This window comes from Paenibacillus lacisoli, from assembly GCF_030580655.1.
In the GTDB taxonomy this organism is placed as follows: Bacteria; Bacillota; Bacilli; order Paenibacillales; family Paenibacillaceae; genus Paenibacillus; species Paenibacillus lacisoli.
The window spans coordinates 76,110-96,779 of the sequence record NZ_JAUQTB010000008.1 but is presented as its reverse complement, the minus strand read 5'-3'; the positions used below and the strand labels follow the sequence as shown (position 1 = coordinate 96,779).

Annotated in this window: 17 protein-coding genes; 6 read left to right on the top strand and 11 right to left on the bottom strand. The window is 47.1% G+C overall.

The features are described from left to right. The first annotated feature begins 28 nt into the window (after positions 1-28). Positions 29-628 (top strand): hypothetical protein, encoded by a 600-nt coding sequence (locus Q5741_RS14450; RefSeq protein WP_407074364.1) that lies wholly within the window; start codon positions 29-31, stop codon positions 626-628. Between the two features lie 515 nt (positions 629-1,143). Here Q5741_RS14450 and Q5741_RS14445 read toward each other — a convergent pair. After that, complete coding sequence (locus Q5741_RS14445) at positions 1,144-1,515, bottom strand: hypothetical protein (protein WP_305024804.1); 372 nt, start codon at positions 1,513-1,515, stop codon at positions 1,144-1,146. A 548-nt stretch (positions 1,516-2,063) separates the two neighbouring features. Here Q5741_RS14445 and Q5741_RS14440 point away from each other — a divergent pair. Further along, entirely contained in the window at positions 2,064-2,267 is a 204-nt protein-coding gene (locus tag Q5741_RS14440; RefSeq protein WP_305024803.1) for a DUF2536 family protein, read from the top strand. A 120-nt stretch (positions 2,268-2,387) separates the two neighbouring features. Here Q5741_RS14440 and Q5741_RS14435 read toward each other — a convergent pair whose 3' ends face one another. The 5 genes from Q5741_RS14435 to Q5741_RS14415 are packed head-to-tail and all read right to left on the bottom strand — an operon-like array spanning position 2,388 to position 7,748. Continuing rightward, entirely contained in the window at positions 2,388-3,437 is a 1,050-nt protein-coding gene (locus Q5741_RS14435; RefSeq protein ID WP_305024802.1) for a Gfo/Idh/MocA family protein, read from the bottom strand. A 39-nt stretch (positions 3,438-3,476) separates the two neighbouring features. Further along, positions 3,477-4,211, bottom strand: a complete 735-nt coding sequence (locus tag Q5741_RS14430) for a ThuA domain-containing protein (protein WP_305024801.1) — start codon at positions 4,209-4,211, stop codon at positions 3,477-3,479. Positions 4,212-4,226: 15 nt separating this feature from the next. Beyond that, entirely contained in the window at positions 4,227-5,846 is a 1,620-nt protein-coding gene (locus tag Q5741_RS14425) for an extracellular solute-binding protein (protein ID WP_305024800.1), read from the bottom strand. A 41-nt stretch (positions 5,847-5,887) separates the two neighbouring features. Beyond that, positions 5,888-6,817, bottom strand: coding sequence for a carbohydrate ABC transporter permease (locus Q5741_RS14420; RefSeq protein WP_305024799.1), 930 nt, complete (start codon positions 6,815-6,817; stop codon positions 5,888-5,890). A 13-nt stretch (positions 6,818-6,830) separates the two neighbouring features. Next, a complete protein-coding gene (locus tag Q5741_RS14415) occupies positions 6,831-7,748 on the bottom strand; it encodes an ABC transporter permease (protein ID WP_305024872.1) in 918 nt (305 codons plus the stop codon). A 430-nt stretch (positions 7,749-8,178) separates the two neighbouring features. Here Q5741_RS14415 and Q5741_RS14410 point away from each other — a divergent pair, with 430 nt between their 5' ends. Both Q5741_RS14410 and Q5741_RS14405 read left to right on the top strand, forming a co-directional pair. Next, a complete protein-coding gene (locus tag Q5741_RS14410) occupies positions 8,179-9,894 on the top strand; it encodes a sensor histidine kinase (RefSeq protein ID WP_305024871.1) in 1,716 nt (571 codons plus the stop codon). A 15-nt stretch (positions 9,895-9,909) separates the two neighbouring features. After that, a complete protein-coding gene (locus tag Q5741_RS14405; protein WP_305024798.1) occupies positions 9,910-11,535 on the top strand; it encodes a response regulator transcription factor in 1,626 nt (541 codons plus the stop codon). Positions 11,536-11,684: 149 nt separating this feature from the next. On the opposite strand, the gene Q5741_RS14400 is transcribed toward Q5741_RS14405, so the two are convergent. Beyond that, complete coding sequence (locus tag Q5741_RS14400) at positions 11,685-12,080, bottom strand: type II toxin-antitoxin system VapC family toxin (RefSeq protein WP_305024797.1); 396 nt, start codon at positions 12,078-12,080, stop codon at positions 11,685-11,687. Beyond that, positions 12,077-12,310, bottom strand: coding sequence for a hypothetical protein (locus Q5741_RS14395; protein WP_305024796.1), 234 nt, complete (start codon positions 12,308-12,310; stop codon positions 12,077-12,079). Before Q5741_RS14395 ends, Q5741_RS14400 begins: the two co-directional genes overlap by 4 nt. 249 nt (positions 12,311-12,559) lie before the next feature. Between Q5741_RS14395 and Q5741_RS14390 the strand changes: the two genes are divergently transcribed. Together Q5741_RS14390 and Q5741_RS14385 are read left to right on the top strand one after the other, a co-directional pair. After that, entirely contained in the window at positions 12,560-12,958 is a 399-nt protein-coding gene (locus tag Q5741_RS14390) for a (deoxy)nucleoside triphosphate pyrophosphohydrolase (protein ID WP_305024795.1), read from the top strand. A gap of 1 nt (position 12,959) precedes the next feature. After that, positions 12,960-15,857: a DUF3427 domain-containing protein gene (locus tag Q5741_RS14385; protein ID WP_305024794.1), complete on the top strand. Its 2,898-nt coding sequence runs from the start codon at positions 12,960-12,962 to the stop codon at positions 15,855-15,857. 211 nt (positions 15,858-16,068) lie between these two features. Here Q5741_RS14385 and Q5741_RS14380 read toward each other — a convergent pair whose 3' ends face one another. The 3 genes from Q5741_RS14380 to Q5741_RS14370 all read right to left on the bottom strand — a co-directional run bounded on the left by Q5741_RS14380 (position 16,069) and on the right by Q5741_RS14370 (position 20,602). Further along, a complete protein-coding gene (locus Q5741_RS14380; protein ID WP_305024793.1) occupies positions 16,069-16,791 on the bottom strand; it encodes a nuclease-related domain-containing protein in 723 nt (240 codons plus the stop codon). Positions 16,792-16,977: 186 nt separating this feature from the next. Continuing rightward, positions 16,978-18,255 (bottom strand): McrC family protein, encoded by a 1,278-nt coding sequence (locus Q5741_RS14375; RefSeq protein ID WP_305024792.1) that lies wholly within the window; start codon positions 18,253-18,255, stop codon positions 16,978-16,980. After that, positions 18,248-20,602, bottom strand: a complete 2,355-nt coding sequence (locus Q5741_RS14370; protein ID WP_305024791.1) for an AAA family ATPase — start codon at positions 20,600-20,602, stop codon at positions 18,248-18,250. The genes Q5741_RS14375 and Q5741_RS14370 overlap by 8 nt, the downstream gene beginning before the upstream one ends. Positions 20,603-20,670: the final 68 nt, after the last annotated feature.

Sequence of the window (20,670 nt, the reverse complement as noted above, 5' to 3'; positions counted from 1 at the left end):
CATCAGCAGCCAGAGTCCGGCACGCGGTCTGACGATTCCCGACGATAAAGTGTCGGCCAGCCTGCGGGAGTGCATTGACCGCGCGTTCCGAATTCCAATTTTTTTCAGTACGGCAAGCACCCTGAACGATCTGCAGAGACAGTTCCAGAACCGCCTGATTGCCGAGATCGAGAATGCACTGCTCTTTCCCCGCACCCTGCCCGAAAGTGAACAGTACCCGGAGACCGTCCTGACCAATATCCGCCGTCTGGTGATCTCCAGCTACGGTATGCTGGCTGTCAACTTCCGCCGCTTCTATATCCAGGTGCTGGATACGAATGTCGGCCCGCCAACCAGCAGCACGCCGACCTGGCAGGGTTCGGTGTTTCTGCAGATCGAGCCGTCCATGGCTTTTCAGTTCGGGCTGCCGATCCTGCTCGTCAGGGAGAAGGATACCGACGTTAACGTCGGCGTCTGGCAGGGCGGGATTTCGCCGCTGAATACCTTTATCGAATGGGACTCTGACAATCAGTCGGTGGAGGAGTTTTTCGAGACCGTGCAGTGGAGAGAAGTATTCGCCAACTGGGTGGCCGAGGTAAGAGCCTATTATTATGCGCGGACCGAGCCGCAGTTTAGCACCATAGGGTAATGAGTTCATAAAGAGCCGAATGCCGTGCAGGGTTAGATGCCCGCACTTTGTTCGGCTCTTTGTTGGTTGGTGTGGTTGAACACCATGTTCTTGTTTATTATGTAAAACAACAATTCTAGATCCCTATCCGTTTCCTCCAATCATCTTGGGAAGAAGCGTTTTTCGCTTATTGACAGGCCTATCTGCTGTCTTCAGGGGTATAGAGACTATCATCTCCGCCTACACCTATCACATTATAAGTCTTATAGTCTATCGTAATACTAACGTGATCCTGATCTCTGTCTTTTAAGTGACCATCAAGAATAAGATGGGGAGCGACCAATTTGCCCAGAAATTGATGACGCGTAAATACGACTTCCCATTTATATTTCAGCTTAAAATAATCCTGACCCACTACAACTGCTCTCTCTATCGCTTGTTCTCTATGATAAAAATGGTATCCATACCAGACAGCAGCAGCGACCAGAATACTTAAGAGCAGGATAAGTCTGTATCCGTTTTTGGATCTATTAGATCTACTTGAACTTGTCTTTATCCCCCGGGAATAAATCAACATATCCCCCTATCCCGATCATCTCGTAATTTTCATAGTTTACGGTTACATTCACCTTTTTATCTTCCCGCCCTTTAATATGCCCATACAAAACAATATGTGATGAAACGCATTTGCCAAGAATCTGGCTGTCTGTGAATTCTATATCATAGTGATAGTTCTGCTTTATATAATATTGAGCCACTTCCGTTGCTCGGGAGATCATTCTCTCCTGTTGTGCATGATGCCTATAAAGCCAGCCTATGAGGCCTGCTATTAGGCCCGCTGTTAGAACAACTGATATCCTCAAACCATTTCTTATTCGCTTTTTGTTCAGGTTTATTTCAGGGTCCATACAAACCTCCAGTTAAGACAAGACCATTTAGGATCCGTCGCTCAATTCTTTAGAGATTAAATATGACTTTCCTCCGACACTCTGAACCTGATCAGTTTTGTAGTTAATGGTTATCCGTACCGTGTCTCCTTCACGATTTATCAAATGTCCGTCGAAAATAATAACCGAGGATACCCAACCTCCCAGGATCTGATGGTCTGTAAAGATAACATCATAGTTATACTTCTCTTTAAAATATTGTTCTCCTATTTGGGCTGCTCTATCGACAATTCGTTCTTGTTTTACATGATGCACGGTATACCATCCAAGTCCAAGGAGGATAATGAAGACAATAACTCTGGATACAGATTTCTTTCGATTAAACATCAAATTGTTCTGCCCCTCTGGATTGACTATTTATATTAAATATATCCTAACATAATTACCATATGGAGGAAGATGCGTATGCCCTATCTTAATGACATGAGTCTATGTATCTACTCAGAAATCGATCTGGATTGTATCTCCTCATTCCACTACAATAGAATCGCAAGCAGGAGGTGAAATCAATGAATATTACATTAGATACGATTCAGGATAAAGTGGAATTCCACCAGGCCTATGACCTTAAGGCATTGGAGAGAACGATTGAGGAACGAATTGAAATGAATAAAGCGCTGCTGCTCAAAGTACATTCGGTTCAGCATCAGGCGGTCTTTGATCCGGTTCGCAACAAGCTGCAGTACAGTGCAGTGGTTCATTTTAAGCCTTAAACAAGTGAACGTGTTAGAGATAAAGCAGATGATGACAAAAAGCCGAGCGAAGCTCAGGGTTAATTCCTGAACATTGCTCAGCTCTTTTTTTTACTTAGAGGGATTGCTTGCTGGCATCACCTACAACCGGATCACAGTCTTGGTTTCGTTAGCTCTGACGATGGCGTCCAGCACCTCCTGATTACGGTAACCGTCCATAAATCCGGGAACTCCATCCGGCGAAGTTCCTCTTAACACGGCTGCGAAATCGGCATATTGCTTGACCTTGCTCTCCTGGGGAACTTCAAGGGTCACTCTGGAAATCTGTCCTGCCTCTTCTTCTCTAATCCATACCAGCCGGTCCGGATCCAGCGTCGTTGCATGCACTGCTCCCAGGTCGCTGTAGATGGACACCTCATGCTGGTTGCCTGAACCAAAAGCATTGCGTGACGTCTGGAATACGCCCATGATGTCATCCGTCATCCGGGCCTGGAAGCTGGCAAAGTCATCAACCTCGATGGCAGCCATCGCTCCTGTCACTGGATCACGGCGTTCCGGTACAATCGTCTGCAGTTGTGCGGACACTTCCTCGAATTCTCCGAACAGGAACCGCGCCATATCGATCATATGGGAACCGAGATCGCCGAGCGCTCCCGTACCGGTAATTGCCTTGTTGTACCGCCACATATAAGGGACCTGGCGACTTGGCACCCCAAATCCCTGTAGATACTGGATCGAGAAATGCCGGACTGTGCCAAGTCTGCCGCTCTTAACCAGCTGTCTGGCATACCGGAAAGCAGGCGTATACCGGTAGCTGAAGCCGAGCATTGCAGGAACCGGACGCTTCTCGTACAGCTCCAGCAGGGGGATTGCCTCCTCGAAGTTCAACGTAAACGGCTTTTCAGACAAGAACGGCTTCCCTGCCTGTAGACAGCAGCTGATTATATTGGCGTGGACGTTGTTGGGTGTCACGGATACGACAGCATCGACGTCAGGATCTTCAATCAACGCTTGAAAATCGGCATATCGCTTGCTCTCCGGAATACCGAGCCGGTCACCCGCCTGAGCCATGGCTTCGCCATGGACATCACTGACTGCCGCGAACTGAAAGCTGTCTTCCTCCAGCATCCACCGGATATGCGCCTGAGCCATGCCTCCCAGACCGATTAATCCAATACGAAACGGGTTCATGCTCTGTATGCTCCTCTCTCATAACCGGCATCCGTAAGATCAGGGATGAACAACCGGGGCGATCGGTGCCACCCGCCCATACGACGTCTTCGCCGCCTGGGCAGGCGCTGCCCAGAATACACTGTTGGTGATGACCTGCAGAATTTCAGGCTGATGGTACACCGGGAACATCTCATGACCTGGACGGAAGTAAAACAGCTTGCCCTGGCCGCGCCGGTAGCAGCAGCCGCTGCGGAACACCTCACCGCCTTCGAACCAGGAGATGAATACCAGCTCATCTGGTGCAGGAATCTCGAACCGTTCCCCGTACATCTCTTCCTGCGGAATCTCGATATATTCACCGAGCCCGCTGGCGATCGGATGTCCCAGTTCGACCACCCACAGCCGTTCAACTTCTCCATCGTCACGCCACTTCAGCATTCCCGTATTCGTTCCCAGCAGACGGCTGAAGATTTTGGAGGCATGCCCCGAATGCAGGACGATCAGACCCATGCCCTCCAGCACCCGCTGCCGCACCTTCTCCACAATATCGTCGCGAACCTCGCCATGCGCCATATGGCCCCACCACAGCAGCACATCCGTATTCGCGAGCCTTGCCTCGGTCAATCCGTGATCCGGTTCGTCCAGGACAGCGGTGGTAACCTCTAGGCCATCTACCTTCTCCAGATGGTCGGCGATCGCTCTGTGAATCCCATTCGGATAGATACTCTTCACCTGCTCATTACGCCTCTCATGCCGGTACTCATTCCATACCGTTACCCTGATCTTCGTCATTGCCGAAGGCCTCCCCTATTTAATGCTCGTGTACCGGTCATAGGCGTCGCTGCGGATCTGAATCAGCCGCTCCAGTCCCATATCGTTAAGCTTCTTAAGATAGCCATTCCACTCCTGGTCGATATTCCCTTCGGTGATCCACTTGGCCCGGGTCGTTCTGACGAAGCTGTCGATATCCGTGGTCAGGGTAGGCAGCTCCTGGAACTCTTCTGCGCTGTACATGACGTTCGGGAATGGTGTGGTTACATACTCGCTTCCGTACTTGTCGATGACAAGCTTCAGGCCGTCACCTACGTTCTTATCCAGAGTAATGTTTTTCTCAAAATCAGGTTTTACGTACTTCGGACCAAAATCCCGCAGGGATTGTTCCCAATACCAGGCGTCCGCGCTCGTACCGGCAGGCGGGTTCATCAGTTGGTACGTATTATCGTCATTCTTCTGGATGACCGTCCCGATCGCCCCCCAGAAATTCTGAATACTCGCTTCATTGGTGTAGAACTGGTCGGCCCAGCGGGCAACCACTTCAGGATATTTGCAGGAGGTTGTGATCAGCAGCTCGTTGCGCCGCAGGCTCATGCCGTCCGGCTCCCCTGGCTGGTAGCGCTGTCCGTCCGGTCCGGCAATCGGCGGGATCGCGATATATTCATCCTTCCATTTGCCAAACACCGCATCCGGGATCCACTGATTAGAGAACCCGACAATGGCGGCGTCCGGATTCTGCTGCTTCGCCGTGACCATCGTGTTGTCCTGGGTGAATATTTCCTGGTCAATAAGCCCTTCCGCATACAATTGATGCGCCCACTTGATCGCTTCTTTGTATTCCCCGGAAACCGGGAAGAATACCGGCTTGCCGTCCTTGACCATCATGCTGTTGCCATTCAGATCCGTAATCCCGAAGGGATTCAGGAGGTCAACACCGATATCCCCTGATCCGCTGTATGGAATTTCGTCCTGTTTGCCGTTGCCGTTAGGGTCCTGTTCCTTGAATGCCTTGAACACCTTGTAGAGCTCCTCGGTATTGTCCGGGGCCTTCAGCCCCAGGCGGTCCAGCCAGGCTTGGTTAATGATCGGCTGATTGGAGGATTTGGGCCGGGAAGGCAGCCGGCTGGGCAGGGAATAGATTTTGCCGTCCGGAAAGGTGCTGATCCGCTTCATCTCAGGCGTCTCGCCCATGGCTTCCTTGAGGTTGGGCATGTACTGGTCGATATATTCATCCAGCGGACGGAAGAAAGAGAGGTTGTTCACAATATCCGAATCGGAGAATACGATGTCTCCCAGAATCACATCAGGAAGTGTGCCGCTCGCCAGCATAATGGACTTCTGCTCTCCCCAGTCATTCGAGGACATCACCTGCCAATTGATCTTCACATTCGTCTGCTTCTCCAGCTCCTGCAGCCATTGGTTCTGCTTGAACGTATCCCCCATATTGCCCCAGCGGACGGTCAGGACGTTCAGCGTAATCGGTTCGCCCACAATCGGCAGGCCCTCTTGATTCATATTGATATTGCTTTCAGAAGATGACTCATTCTCTGAACTGCTGCTGCAGCCGGCCAGACCCAATAATAATGCGGAGATGAGGACAACCGAAATCAGAAGCTTGAACCGTTTCGCCCTCTTTGTATTCTTATTCACCATGGAAGAAATCCCCCTTCGATCATTGTTGGAAAGATACCCGCTCACTGCTTCACGGCGCCGATCATCACCCCCTGGTTGAAATACTTCTGCACAAACGGATACATACACATAATCGGGACGGTGGCGATGATAATGACGGAGTAGCGCATCAGGTTGGCCAGGCGTAAGGCTACAGCAGCGGCTTCGCCCGTGCCCATACTGGACTGCATCTGGTTGGTGATCAGAATATTGCGCAGGATGAGCTGCAGAGGATGCAGCTTCGGATCTTTCAGGTAGATCAGCGCGTTGAAATAGGAGTTCCACAAGCCCACCGCCGTCCACAAGGCTACCACCGAGATGACGGCCTTCGAGAGCGGCAGCACGACCCGGACGTAATACCGCAGGTTCCCGCACCCATCGATCTGCGCCGCTTCCCACAAATCCTCCGGAAGGCTGTTCTGGAAGAACGTCCGCGCCACGATGATGTTATACACCGCAACCGAGAACGGCAGCACCATTACGAGGAAGGTGTCGTAGAGGTGAAAGCTTTTGATCGTCAGAAAAGTAGGAATCAGTCCGCCGTTAAAGAACATCGTGAAGATAAAGAAGATATTGATATATTTGCGTCCCACCAGATCTCTTCTGGACAGCGCATAGGCCGCTGAAATATTGACGACCAGACTGATTGCCGTGCCGACGACAGTATACAGAATCGTATTGCGGTACCCGATCCAGATGTTGGAGTGCTTCAGCAGCTCCTGATAACCTGCCAGCGTAAAGCCTCTGGGGAACAGCCATACCTGCCCGTTGGCTACGGAGGCCGGATCGCTGAACGAAGCAATGATGATAAAGTATAGCGGGTAAATCAGAATGACCAGCAGCACGACCGCGACTGCGTAGAGCACGATTTCCATAATTCGGTCGGATGACCGATTGTTCACGGGCCGGGGTGCTGCTGGTTGTGCTGGTTGTGCTGGTTCCACGATTTCCATGGTTCCTTCCTCCTTACCACAGGCTGTTCTTGCTGTACTTCTTCGAAATCTGGTTAACCAGAATCAGCAGCATGAAATTGATGACCGTATTGGCTAGGTTGATCGCTGAGGAGTAGCTGTATTGGCTGCTGAGCATCCCGATTTTGTACACGTATGTCGAGATAACTTCACTGGAGCTGATATTCAGATTGTTCTGCATCAGATACACCTTCTCGAAGCCTACGCCGAGCAGACTGCCGACGCGCAGGATCAGCAGGGTGACCACAGTAGGCATCAGCATCGGAATATCGATATAGCGGATCTTCTGCCAGCGGCTGGCCCCGTCCATCGTAGCTGCCTCGTACAGGCTCGGATTGACCGCAGACAGTGCAGCAATGTAGATAATGCTGTCCCAGCCGGTATGCTGCCACACGTCAGACCATACATAGACACTGCTGAACAGGCCGGCTGAACCCATCAGATTAGGGGCCTGCGCACCGAACAGGCTGAAGATATTCCCGATCAGGCCTGTGCTTGGCGAGAACAGAATCAGCATTAGGCCGACCATCACGACCGTGGAGATAAAATGCGGCATGTACGTCACCGTCTGGAAAAATCGCTTGAACCGGTTCTCCCGCAGCTGATTGATCATCAGGGCAAGCATGATCGGAATCGGAAAGGTGGCGATGCTGTACAGGCTGATCCACAGTGTGTTGGTAATCGTCGTAGTAAATTGATAAGAGTTGAAGAACTTCTCGAAGTACTTGAGCCCAGCCCATGGACTTCCCCAGATCCCCAGCGCGGGGCTGTAGTCCTTGAAGGCGATCACCAGGCCGTACATCGGGATATAGGCAAATAATAAGAGCAGCACAACTGCGGGCAGCAGCAGCAAGTACAAGCCCCAGTTCCTGCGGATCTGCCCGATGCGTCGATGACGACGCCCGCCCTTCATCCCTTGAGCTTGAATGAATTCAGCTGTCTTCACATCAGATCCCCTTCCTTCTCATATCTGACAAATGCATATGTCCAGCCTTTCCGGCAGGAGCCTTCTCCTCAACCAGAGGCGATGGGTCCGCCAACTTATATAGCGCTTTCATTTGTTTGGCTGGCTGTTAGAACAATTTGAGTATACGCCTGCCTCACTGATGTTATCTGGACCTTCTGAAGGTTGGATTCGGACGTTCTCATCGTCTGCATCTTCTCTCTCTGGAATAGAACTTCAGCCACTGCTCTTATTCAGACTTTCGCTGATACGATTCGGACTTTATTTCAAAATGTTCGAGTTAGCTGTGTTTTTCTTTCGTGTACGTTTTATAATAGCGGTACCAGCTGATGTAAACGTATTCAATGTAGATGACAGGAAAGGAAGCGTTGTGCAACCTATGGATGTGACCGTGAATAAGCCGCGTCCGATCAGACATTATGTGAAGATCATGCTCCTCATTGCCGGCGTGGCGTTAATCTTGGATTTCGTGATCAGCATCGTGTCGATCTCCATGGTGAAGGAGCAGTCCAGAAGGTATCTGCAGGATACGGCGGAGCTGTACATCAACCGGATCAACCATGATTTTGCCTACATTAATCACTATATGGGCTGGACCCTTGCCAACGATGACAGCGCCAAGACGATGGACACCCCGGGCACGTCCTTTGACCAGTTTCTCAAATCCAGCGACAACCTGCGCAAACGGTATACCGAGCTGCAGAAGAACTACGGGCAGTCGTATAACTTCTTCTTTTATTTGAAAAATGAACACTACTTTCTCAACTACGCTCCCATGTCGTTATCCTTTGCCGAGTACGAGGAGCTCAAGAAGCAGATTATCTCCTATACCGATGACAGCAGGGTGTACGAGAAATTTTACTCTAACTGGACACCGATCCTTATCCAAGATCAATACTACATCATGAATATCGTTCCCTTTCATAACCGGCATCTGATCTGCCTCATCTCCGCCGATGATCTGATTCAGCCCTTGCAGCAGATTAATCTGGGGGAGAATGGCTTCTCCTCCCTGGTGGATCAGGACGGTAGGCCTTTGTCCAGTGTGATCCCGGCTCAAGCCGAAGACCAGCAAAAGGGACTGGCGTCTCTGCTGAGTTTGGCCCAATCCCGGACGACCGTCACTCAGGGGTTCTCCAATGCGTCCTTCAAGGCACAGATGGTCATTCAATTCGGCGTGTTCGAGAAAATCATGGTGGCTCAGCTGCTGATTCTGCTCCTCTTCCTCGTGCTGGTCTGTACGGTATGCTTCGTGATCCTGTATTTCCATACCAAGCTGTTGAAGCCGATTCAGAGCTTCTCCAGGAACCTGACCCGCATTCAGGAGGACGGTGAGCCGCTTGATTTCCGAAACTCAGAGATTATTGAGCTGGAACAGGCAAATACGCAGTTCAGGGGCCTGGTTGAACAGATTAAAGCGATCAAAATCGAGATGTATGAGCAGGAACTGGATAAGCAGCGAATCACCCTGGATTATATGAAGCTGCAGATCAATCCCCACTTCTTCCTGAACTGCCTGACGAACATCTACAGCATGGCACAGATGCAGATGTATCAAGAGATTGAGTATATGAGCCTGTCCACCTCCACATACCTGCGGTATATTTTCCAGCACGGGGAGAATTTTGTCCGCTTGGAGGATGAGATCGCTCATGTCCGGATCTATCTGGAGATTCAGAAGCACCGCTACCGCAATGCCCTGCGTTATCATATCCAGCAGCAGGAGAATACAGCAGACGTCACTCTTCCCCCGCTGGTCATCCAGACCTTTATCGAGAATGCCGTCAAATACGCGGTGTCCAGAGAACATAAACTGCAGATTGAAATCAAGGTGTACCAGCCGGCCGGGAACCCGGAAATGACCGTCATCGAGATTGCAGATACAGGGCCAGGATTTCCCGAGGATATATTGGAACGACTTGTACAGGGCAAGCCTCTTGAACAGACGGAAGGCAAACGAATCGGGATTATGAATACGCTGCAGAGACTGGAACTGCTCTATGGGCAGCAGGCCAAGGTGGAATTCTACAATCGTCATAGCGGCGGGGCCTGTGTAACCCTCACCCTTCCCCAGCCTGCGGCGAAGATCGTGTAAGAGAGGAGAATGGAAATGAATGTGCTGCTGGTGGATGATGATTATTTTGTCGTGTCTGCGTTGGAACAGAAAATCGATTGGAAGGCCCTTTCCTTTGAGCAGGTCTATACCGCGTATAACATTGCCCAGGCGCGTGGGATACTGCAAAACCATTCCGTCCAGATTCTCATCTGTGATATCGAGATGCCGCAGGGCAGCGGGCTGGAGCTGCTGGCCTGGATCCGGGAGGAGCAGTACAGCATCCAGACCATCTTCCTCACGAACTATGCCGACTTCAACTACGCGCAGAAAGCGGTTGAGCTGCACAGCTTTGATTATTTTCTCAAGCCGATTGCGTTCGATAAGTTGACCCTCATTATCTCCAAGGCCGCCTACCAGGCCAGAGAGCAGCAGAGTAATGAGCAGGCCATCCGTGAGGGACAGCTGTGGAAGAAAAATGAGCGTAAGATGGTGGAGCACTTCTGGCAGAAACGAATCAAAGCCAAATCCGCCGCCGATCCGGCCAGCATCGCCCTGTCCATTCAGGAGCAGAACCTATCCTACCAGATGACCGATCTCTTCCTGCCTGTTCTGATCCACCTCTTCCCGTACGACCGCAGCCTGGGCAAGGAAGACAAGGATCTGTTCGATTACGCGTTCCTTAACGTGCTGTCCGAGCTTTTCCAGCACCCTTCCTTTTCCGTCGAGACCGTGCTTGAGCATAAAGACTACAGCTGGGTTGCGATCCTGAAAGGGAACGAGTCCTTCGATTCATCCATCATGGAATCCATCTGCTCATCATTCATTGCGAAGGCTAATCAGATTCTTAAATGCGATGTCGCTACCTGTATGGCTGCCTCTGCCTGGCTGGAGTCCGTCCATCCCGTCATCCGGGATCTGCTCAATCGGAACGAGGAGATGGTCAAGCAGCGCAACCAGAACCTGTGGCTGGACCACCATCCGCTGCCGGAAGTCAGCTATACACCGCCAAACCTGTCCCTTCTCGAGGAGCTGTTGAATCAGGACCTTCCGGACGCTTTTCTGGAAAAGACCACCCAATACCTGCATACACTTGTCCAAGGCCGAGTTATTACCGCCTCTGTCCTAAGCCAGTTCCGTCTGGATATCGTCCAGCTCGTCTACGCCTATCTCAAGAGCAAACAAATTCAGGCCCACAAGCTGTATACGGGAAGAGTGAACGACCAGCTGTTCATCCAGTCCCTGAACTCCATCGAGGATATGGAGAAATACCTGATCTATCTGGTGAACACCGCGGCGGACTACCGCCAATTCACCGAGCAGCCGCAGTCTGTAGTGGAAGAGATCAAGCAGTATATTGAGACGCACTATGGAGACGATCTGACCCGCACGAGCCTAGCTGAGATTGTGTATCTGAACCCGGATTATCTGGCGAGGCTGTTCAAGAAGGAAACCGGCGTCTCGCTGGGAACGTTCATAACCCAAACCCGCATCCAAGCCGCCAAGCGGCTGCTGGAAACGACGTCGTTGTCGGTGTATGCCGTGGCCAGCAAGGTGGGGTATGCGAATTATTCATATTTCTCGAAGGTGTTCAAGCAGGATACCGGCTGGACGCCTAATGAGTATCGGAAGGAGAGGGATAGTAGTAGGTTGGGCGGCAAGCGCTCGTCAGCCACATCCTAGACTCTCACCTTACACATGACGCCATTACTTCATACCACTATAAGAAAGACCCGATAACCTGGCCGCTCTTAGGCTGAGAAGCCCAAAATAAAAGGTACCTTAGCCAGCTCCCTTGTTCAAGGTGAGCTGGCTAAGATACCTTTTTAAATTTATTCCATGCTGAAAAGTGGAATATCTAATTCGTGGACAACTCTCATATCAGAGTCTCTAGACACTAGTGTAAGTTCGTGAAACCAGGCTGTCGCAATAATAAGTGCATCCGGGGTTTTTAGCTTACGGCCTTTCCCCTGAAGATCCTTACGAAGTGTTCCGGCCCACTTTGCAATTTCTGATGTTACATCTAGACATCTTTTGGCGGTAAACAGCTTTTCTGTACGGAGTTGCTCCTCTGGTTTTAAACCTGAGAACACTTCAGCAACAGTAATCGTCGAAAAATAAATTGGCATTTGATCACGCGATGCCTGTTGAATAAAATCAATAACTTTCTTCTCACTAATAAGGATCGCAATGGCAATATTCGTGTCAAGAAGATAACCATTGCTCATGCATTCCATTCCTCGCGCGACCTGTTGATCTCTTCTTGAAGCTCTTTCCCACGTTCAGGCGTTAATGAACCAGCTGCCTCCAAAAGGTCATCAACCGAGTAATCTTCCTCTTGAGCCTCAACAGTCTGCTTTTCCAGGTCGATGACTACACGAGAATGATTGATGTTGAGTTGTTGAAGAATGGACTTTATCGTTCTTACGGATTGCTGATCCATTTTCTTGGGAATCATCATGTCCCCTCCACTGTACTGGTTTTACTCATCATATCATATCTAAGGTTAGGACACAGAAATATGCAGACTAAATTCAATGCCTAATTTCACCGATTACGGTACGAACATTCTTACGTTAGCAGAGAGTCATGCCTAAGCAACAAGCTTCCCACCTTTCATGGCTTACTTCCTAATATTATAATAAAATAGAATAATAAATGTAGAATACATTACATCACAAATTAATTACATCCTCGGAGGTAACTGATGAAGAAGCACATTCATGTCGTAGGAGCCGTCATCGTTGAGAATGGTAAAATCCTGTGTGCTCAACGCGGGGCAACTAAAGCATTAGCGTATAAATGGGAGTTCCCTGGCGGCAAAATTGAGGAAGGCGAGACACCGCAAGAAGCATTAACAAGAGAAATTGACGAAGAGATGAATTGTGGAATCGAAATTGGCGAGGCCATTGAGACCACCATTTATGAATATGATTTTGGGTTTGTTCATCTGTCTACTTTCTATTGTAATTTAATTAGTGGCACTCCTACCTTGAGTGAACATGTTGCCATCCGCTGGCTAACTCCGAATGAGTTAATGTCCTTGGATTGGGCACCTGCAGATCTTCCGGCTGTCACCAAAATACAGGAGCAAATGACCCAATAACATGGACAACTCTATTCAACACCTCAATAACTCCTTAAACTGGGCATTTATCGATCAGAAGCTGGATTCTTTAGACGAATACAGACCGAAGCTACTAGTTAACAACAAAGATAGCGCTGATTTTGTTCTTACTCCTTTCTTGGAAGAGTTGGATCGTTGTCGCTCTTTTACTTTTTCTGTTGCTTTTATTACGGAGAGCGGCCTGGCAATGTTGAAATCTCACTTAGCCGACCTAAAGGCTCGAGGGATCACCGGGAAAATCCTAACCTCAAATTACTTGAACTTCAATCAACCTAAAATCTATAAAGAGCTACTGAAAATCACTAACGTTGAAGTTCGTCTAACAGAATTAAATGGCTTTCACTCCAAAGGGTATGTCTTTGAGCATGAAGGGTATTCCACAATCATTATGGGCAGCTCCAACCTGACTGCCGCAGCATTAAAAGCCAACTACGAATGGAATGTCAAGTTAACCTCCTATCAAAATGGCGGGCTTTTGGAACAGTTCCAAAAAGAGTTCGATAAAGTCTGGACTCAGGCTGTCCCACTAACGGATAAATGGATCGATGCTTATCAAATTTTCTATGAAGAGGTTCGGAAGGCCAACCAAAGGGCTCAAGAAGCGCTTCCCTTCGTTGCTGCTGCTACCGTTCCACAGACGGTCTTCAGTTCAATCTCACCTAATAAAATGCAACAAAGCGCCCTCACAAATCTCCAGACATTGCGGAGCACAGGTGCTAGTAGAGGCATGGTTATTTCCGCTACGGGGACAGGAAAGACTTTCCTCTCTGCTTTTGACGTAAGAAACTTCAAACCGAAACGAATGTTGTTTGTTGTACACCGGGAGCAAATCCTGCATAAGGCCATGACCGACTATCAGCGGATTATTGGTGGTGAGGATCGCGACTACGGCATTTTATCAGGCAATCGTAATGATCTACATGCTAAGTACCTGTTTGCTACCGTCCAGACCATTTCCAAAAGTGCTGTCCTTGAAGGTTTTGATCCAGAGGCCTTCGACTACATCCTAATCGATGAGGTACATAAGGCGGGGGCAAGCTCTTATCTCAAAATCATTGATCATTTCAAACCCAAATTTCTGTTAGGCATGACAGCCACTCCTGAACGAACCGATGACTTCAACCTCTATGAGCTATTCGACTACAACATCGCTTACGAGATCCGTCTACAAGAAGCCTTGGAAGAAGATATGCTCTGTCCGTTTCACTATTTTGGCGTCACTGACTTTGAGTTCAATGGACGATTAATTGATGATACGAGTATGCTATCTCAACTGGTCACGAACGAGCGAGTCTCCTACTTAATCGAGAAAATTCAATACTATGGATATTCTGGAGAGACGGTCAAAGGGCTTATTTTCTGTAGCCGTAAAGAAGAAGCTATTGAGCTTTCCCAAATGCTAAATGAGAGAGGATATAAGACAGTAGCTTTAACAGGTAGTGACAGTCAGGAAGAACGTTCCCGCCGTGTCACTGAGCTTGAAGATGGTGATCTTGACTACATACTTACTGTAGACATCTTTAACGAAGGTATTGATATTCCCTGTGTGAACCAGGTGGTGATGCTACGCCAAACCCAATCCAGCATTATATTCGTCCAGCAGTTAGGACGTGGCCTGCGTAAGCATGCTAACAAAGAATTCGTCACGATCATCGACTTTATCGGGAATTACAAGAATAACTATCTCATCCCGATAGCTCTATCCGGTGACAAGTCGCAGAATAAAGACAATATTCGTCGCTATATGAAAGATACAAGTTATATTAGAGGCGTCTCCACCATCAACTTCGAGGAAGTGGCAAGACAACAAATTTATCGTTCCATTGGGAATAGCAATCTTACGGCCTTGAAAATTCTAAGAGAAGCTTACCAGGATCTCAAAAATAGATTAAATCGAATTCCGAATTTGATGGACTTTATGAACAACGATTCTATTGATCCAATGATTTTCGCTGATGAACACGCTAGCTATTATCATTTTCTACAGAAGATTAAAGAAACAGTCCCCCCCTTAACCGAGCAAGAGCAAAAATATCTAGTGATGCTGTCTGCTGAGGTTCTGAATGGGAAACGAATGCATGAGATTGTGTTGCTTGATCTCTTAGGCTCTGAAAGTCTTGTCACATCTAGAGACTATACCGACAAGCTTGCTGAAGTAGGATGCTCCATGGATTCTAATGTCATTGATTCTGTGAAAAGAGTGTTGGATATGTCGTTCTTCACGGAAGCTACGAAAAAGAAATACGGAGAGCTTCCAATCGTCGAATTCTTTGAGGAGCAGCAGTGTTTTAAATTCCACCCCACTATGGCTGGTTCTCTACGGAATAATCCATATTTTAAAGAGATGGTCACAGATATTCTTCAAACGGCTATGTACAAAAGCTCACAGTACGCTGCCAACAAGCCGCTTACGATGTACAAGAAGTACTCAAGAAAAGAGTCTTGTAAGCTATTGAACTGGCACAGTGACGAAAGCTCTACCATGTATGGATACAAAACAAAGTACCAAACATGTCCGATCTTTGTAACCTACCATAAACACGAAGGCGTCGAAGCTAGCACGAATTATCAAGAGGAATTCATTAATTCTCAAGTGCTGAAGTGGTCGACACGAAGTAGACGTACGCTTCAATCTGAGGAAGTTAAAGTCATTGTTGAAGCCGACCAATTGAGCATTGATCTGCATGTATTTGTGAAGAAAGACGACGCGGAGGGAACTGAATTTTACTATTTAGGAAAAGCCCATCCTGATCCAGAAAGTGCCGTTCAGGCGTCTATGATTAATGATACCGGTGAGTCTCTTCCTGTCGTACACATGAATCTAGTATTGGAGCATGCTGTAGAGGATAAGCTTTATAATTATTTGACTAAGTCGTAGTTTTTTTGGGGACAATCCTCCGAAAGAGCTAGTAGAAACATACTACTACCTATTCCGCAAGTAACTTATCAATTGAAAAGCCGACGACCTGGATTAACAGGTTCATCGGCTTTTTGTTTATCAGAACAGTGCCACAAGCTCCACACACATGATGTAAGAACACTTGGCTCCTATCCTACAATAATCTACACTTACACATCATTTTATTTATTTAGGAATTTGACATACTCTTTTTGTTCGATGTGATCTTCTCTACATGCAGCTTGCGAACCTCTGGATCCGCAATGTTAGCCCGGCTTAATTGGTCATAGATATTCTGAATCTGCTCGTCAGAAAATAATGGCTCTGGATTTTCCGTCTTCAAGCGAAGCAGCTTCCTGGAGATAAATTCGCTCAATTCCACGTCATATACAATCAACTCGTCAGATTGAATTTTACGAAGCTCAGGGTCAATACTAAATCTGCATCTCATCGTGAATGAGATCATCGATACGGAACGCAGTGCAGGTACGCCCTCAATCAGACTCTCGATCGCCTTGATATGACCATAATTTTGTCTTAGCGGGTTATACATCTTGAAACGGTTACTCACCGTCCACTGTTGATCCGAACGCCCGCCCTTGATTTCACCGTTGTAATTCTTAGTCTCAATAACGAACAGACAATAAGGAGAGATAACAAGGTGATCAACCTGGGAATAGCCAGTACGTGACTTCGGATTCGGAAGCATTAAGTCACTTAACGATTTGCATTCCTTAGGCAGCTGATCAAGCTGGATGTTAATCTTATGCTCGCCTAATTCTCCGATTCTTGTGGATTCAACTTTTGGGCGGGGCTTTGTGGACTTCGATTTAGCGTTTTGAGATTTCCCAGACTTTTGGGGTGGCTTAGGGGCGGGTTTCTGTTGGAAAAAGGAAAGTAACTTCTTAATCATGATCGATCTCCATTCTACAATTATGACAATAAACAAGTAGATTCGACACGATGGAAGGAACCCCCTTTCTTGAATGGAAAAAGTAAGAATGTAAAGAGGGCCTGGGTCTCTGTAAGCTCCAAGCCTCGACTGACATTCAGCCAATTCCCCTCTTTAGCGAAAAACGAGCAAAGAAAGCTGCTGGTTCTACTCATTTATGATACTAATGACCGATTCACCCACCGCCTGCTCCATCTTATTCAAATCCGTCTCGAGTAAATCAATCTCCAATATGAATAAATGTACAATCTCCTCACCGGCATCGATTTGAAACCGATTCAAGCTCTCTGATGTGAATTCGTTTCTAATAAACCTAGGATAAAACAAAAACAGCTTATTTGACTTAAATCGCATTGCATAAACTAACATTTGATATAAGTCTGCTTCAGAAGGCTTAACTTGACCTTTGTACACTGGATCTTTATACTTGGCGTCTCCAATAAGCAGAGCGTTATGCTCGGCCGCTGTACTAATCATATAATCCGGTTTAACTAGAAACTGATTATGCTCTTGATCCAAGTAGGCCTGCTTCTGATAATGAACATCTATGGAGTGCCTTGAAAGTCCACGTTCCAGGAGTTGATACACGAAGGCTTCGAACAATTTATTTAGAGGAACAAGAAATGTAAATACCTGATCGTCCCCTCCATATAGCCCCGGCTGAATATTGGAATAGAACATTCGCGCCAAATTAAATACCGGCTTATACATCCTATTCATTCGGTTAAACTTTACACGCTTGAATGCTTCGTTAGACAGTTTAATCCGACTTACATCCTCCAAGTACATAAGGGCTTGAGCCAACTTCTTTTTGTTGCTGACACTTTTAATTTTCGGGCCGAGGATTAACATTACAGATTTGAAAATTTGGTTAAGCAGCGTATCCTCGGTAAATTCCTGATAAGCAACCATATGGGTATGTCGAAGTCCATAGTTTCGCCTTGAGGACTGCTGGAACAATATTTTCCCTTTAATAAACTGTTGGTTGTTTTCCTTGTCCTCATACGACCGGTGAACGTGCCTCTCATATAGGTTCAGAAACCGATCGAGAAACAGATGAATAAATAACTCCAATATATCGTAGTCTAACTGTCTCATGAACTGTGGACTTGGAAGCTCTCGTACAGATAGGAAACTGGAATACTGAAGGAGCCGCAGCAGCAAGTGAGAAGAAACTTCAACTTCCTGTTCAGGAGAGTCTTGCGATAACGACTCATGAAATATTTTAGGCAGCACCTGCAATCGAAGATTAGGCGTAGATATAAATCCTACATAATGTTTGAGCAGCAGTCGATCATCCGCATGCAGTGTAAGGTTCTGTGTTCCCCATATAGTCTTTAGTGACATTAAGTCCTTACGTTCTTCAGACGTGAAAGCACATTGTTGGGTGCGATCCTCATATAGAGTGACTACATCCTTATTCATCACTTGCTTTTCCTTTATAGATATCAATCAGCGCACGCTCGAACTCGGACAACGCCTGGCCCTCCTTGTGCTGATTTAAGAAGACCATACTTCCGTATTGATCATAGAAACGGTTACCCACAATTCTCTTGACTGCTTCAGGGTCGTTATAAAAATACTCGCTTAACAGCGGAAGTATCTTGTAATACCAAGTATGGTACAGATCGCTGATAGAGAGAACGTCCATAAAATAAGCCTGGCCTATCCGATGATCTCGATCCAGATGCTTCAAAACCCTTTCGTTTAAGGTTCGCAGCAGCTTCTCCAGATCGATAACATCATTAACCATAGCCGATAGATTAAGGTTCGGATTTGTAAAGACGCTATAATCAGGTTCGACTTCAACAAAAGCAAAACGTCTTCGAAGTGCTGTATCCAGTGCAGTGATGGAACGATCTGCCGTATTCATCGTTCCGATCAGATAGAGATTTCTCGGTAGTGTAAAAGGCTTTTGCGAATAAGGGAGCGTTACACTCAGCGACTGCCTTTTATCTTTTTCAATTAATGTGATAAGTTCCCCAAATATCTTCGAGATGTTGCCCCGATTAATTTCATCGATAATTAAGTAGTAAGGCTTGGGCTCGTCAGCTTGTTGAGCAGCCGCAGCTTCCGCTTCGTGATCAGCCTGTATCATTTGCTGGATATCACTCATATTGAACCGGGTTAACTCGTAGATCGTCTTCAACGTTAAACGTGTTCGCCCATTAGCATCGTAAATATCATACGGCTGCTCAAATTCTTTGAGCCATGCTACATGACGGATATGTGGAAAAGACTCATTCTGCATATACTTATAACCGCTGCGGATTACGCCGACATCTCGAATTGTTGTGGGGCTATCGTAGATTAAAACTATATCACCGGTATTCATCTCATTCACAATGCTATCTAGTGTGCTTGCGTCATTACCGGGCGCTTGAGCATCAGGCTCTCTTTGGCTCTTGAGGATGTTATAGATGTCCTCATAGTTCTTCCCCGTCAAGTTATGGTTACTTAGCCAACCAACAGCTATCCAGTTGTTCTGTTTGCACCGGTCATAGGTTTGATCATCACTTCTCTTGCCTAAAGATACTTTCCAGATTCGAGAGCTTTCCTTGGTGTTAGCTAGAAGATCCGACTTTAGTTCCGATTTAAGGGTCTGGGTAAAAGCAGCGGTTGCCATTTCTTTCAGAATTCCATTCTCAATACCATATTGCAAGGATCCTCCACTGTCTACGGCTTCATCTGTATTAAACCGCGGCCGAATGCCTTCAATGAATTCTTCGTAGGAGTAAGATTGGTGAAATGTAACAAATTTAACCCGGCCTTCTCTCTCTACCTGTTCGAACGGAATAATTAGATTGCTGTTCTTATTCTCAAAAGCCTCGATAATCTTTTTAGTAGCGTAGGTTTTGCCAGTCCCCGGAGGTCCGTAAAGAACCAGGTTTGGATTAAATTCCAGTAGTTCTGCATACCGTTTATAACTCTCCGAAATTTCAATAGTATCTTCATCATCTGCGTCCTGAATGTATGATCCCACATTGGTGCTATTGGCGGTGCTGTTGTTCTTGCTTTTCGGAGTCCTTCTCCGACCGACCAGAATGTTATCATATAGCTGAACTGGGTTAGAAACAGCGTACCAGCCTTGTTTGTCTAGTTCTTGCAGAACGGTTGAGATGTATTTTGCTTTATTGGGCGCTTCGTTGTTAGCATAGCGTAGCAGCTCTTTAAGAGTATATTTTTCAGTAGGCAGATTCCTATTCTCATAAAGTTCCATTAGCGGTTCATACAGCTCTGCGGAATCACCTTTTCGTCTAATAATGCTTAGGATGCGTGTGTTTTGTAGGTTATCAATGACCACAACAATCTGTCGCTCATCATTGGGAAGAGGCTGATCTTGTAAAGCTATGTAAAAATTTTGCTTCTGATTAAAGTCAACTTCTAGTGACTCAACAGAGTGATTACCTTCAAGGGTAATTTCAAAAAAACCACATCCTCTAGATGACTTCACGGCTTTATTAAGCAAATTGATATTCAAGGAGAATGCCTGATTACGAATGAATTGAGCTATGGGTATAGGATTGTTAAAGGAGGAAACCTCGTCAAATTCAACAACTCCTGAATCATTTTTGTTAATTCGGTTATTCTTTTGAGTGTACCCCTTTACCCTCCAGAGACCTATAACTTTACCTTCAAAAATGGGATAGACCAAGTCTCCCGCTTCGATCCCGCCATACCAAGAGTCCCCTTTAGGACCGGCCGCATAAAATTTCTCTGTAATTTGTTCCGGCTTATCTGCGCCGAACTTCCCGACAAATAACCTGTTCATTCTCTTCACTCCTCATTTAAATTGGCGCGTATATCATCCACCTTTCGACGGTTATTATTATTTCTCCT

What these genes read in the sequence shown, in the direction of transcription:
- Q5741_RS14375 (WP_305024792.1), bottom strand. Translation starts at nt 18,255, where the DNA reads ATGAATAAGGATGTAGTCACTCTATATGAGGATCGCACCCAACAATGT.
- Q5741_RS14385 (WP_305024794.1), top strand. Translation starts at nt 12,960, where the DNA reads ATGGACAACTCTATTCAACACCTCAATAACTCCTTAAACTGGGCATTT.
- Q5741_RS14400 (WP_305024797.1), bottom strand. Translation starts at nt 12,080, where the DNA reads ATGAGCAATGGTTATCTTCTTGACACGAATATTGCCATTGCGATCCTT.
- Q5741_RS14425 (WP_305024800.1), bottom strand. Translation starts at nt 5,846, where the DNA reads ATGGTGAATAAGAATACAAAGAGGGCGAAACGGTTCAAGCTTCTGATT.
- Q5741_RS14370 (WP_305024791.1), bottom strand. Translation starts at nt 20,602, where the DNA reads ATGAACAGGTTATTTGTCGGGAAGTTCGGCGCAGATAAGCCGGAACAA.
- Q5741_RS14405 (WP_305024798.1), top strand. Translation starts at nt 9,910, where the DNA reads ATGAATGTGCTGCTGGTGGATGATGATTATTTTGTCGTGTCTGCGTTG.
- Q5741_RS14390 (WP_305024795.1), top strand. Translation starts at nt 12,560, where the DNA reads ATGAAGAAGCACATTCATGTCGTAGGAGCCGTCATCGTTGAGAATGGT.
- Q5741_RS14430 (WP_305024801.1), bottom strand. Translation starts at nt 4,211, where the DNA reads ATGACGAAGATCAGGGTAACGGTATGGAATGAGTACCGGCATGAGAGG.
- Q5741_RS14415 (WP_305024872.1), bottom strand. Translation starts at nt 7,748, where the DNA reads ATGAAGGGCGGGCGTCGTCATCGACGCATCGGGCAGATCCGCAGGAAC.
- Q5741_RS14410 (WP_305024871.1), top strand. Translation starts at nt 8,179, where the DNA reads ATGGATGTGACCGTGAATAAGCCGCGTCCGATCAGACATTATGTGAAG.
- Q5741_RS14395 (WP_305024796.1), bottom strand. Translation starts at nt 12,310, where the DNA reads ATGATTCCCAAGAAAATGGATCAGCAATCCGTAAGAACGATAAAGTCC.
- Q5741_RS14445 (WP_305024804.1), bottom strand. Translation starts at nt 1,515, where the DNA reads ATGGACCCTGAAATAAACCTGAACAAAAAGCGAATAAGAAATGGTTTG.
- Q5741_RS14380 (WP_305024793.1), bottom strand. Translation starts at nt 16,791, where the DNA reads ATGATTAAGAAGTTACTTTCCTTTTTCCAACAGAAACCCGCCCCTAAG.
- Q5741_RS14435 (WP_305024802.1), bottom strand. Translation starts at nt 3,437, where the DNA reads ATGAACCCGTTTCGTATTGGATTAATCGGTCTGGGAGGCATGGCTCAG.
- Q5741_RS14440 (WP_305024803.1), top strand. Translation starts at nt 2,064, where the DNA reads ATGAATATTACATTAGATACGATTCAGGATAAAGTGGAATTCCACCAG.
- Q5741_RS14420 (WP_305024799.1), bottom strand. Translation starts at nt 6,817, where the DNA reads ATGGAAATCGTGGAACCAGCACAACCAGCACAACCAGCAGCACCCCGG.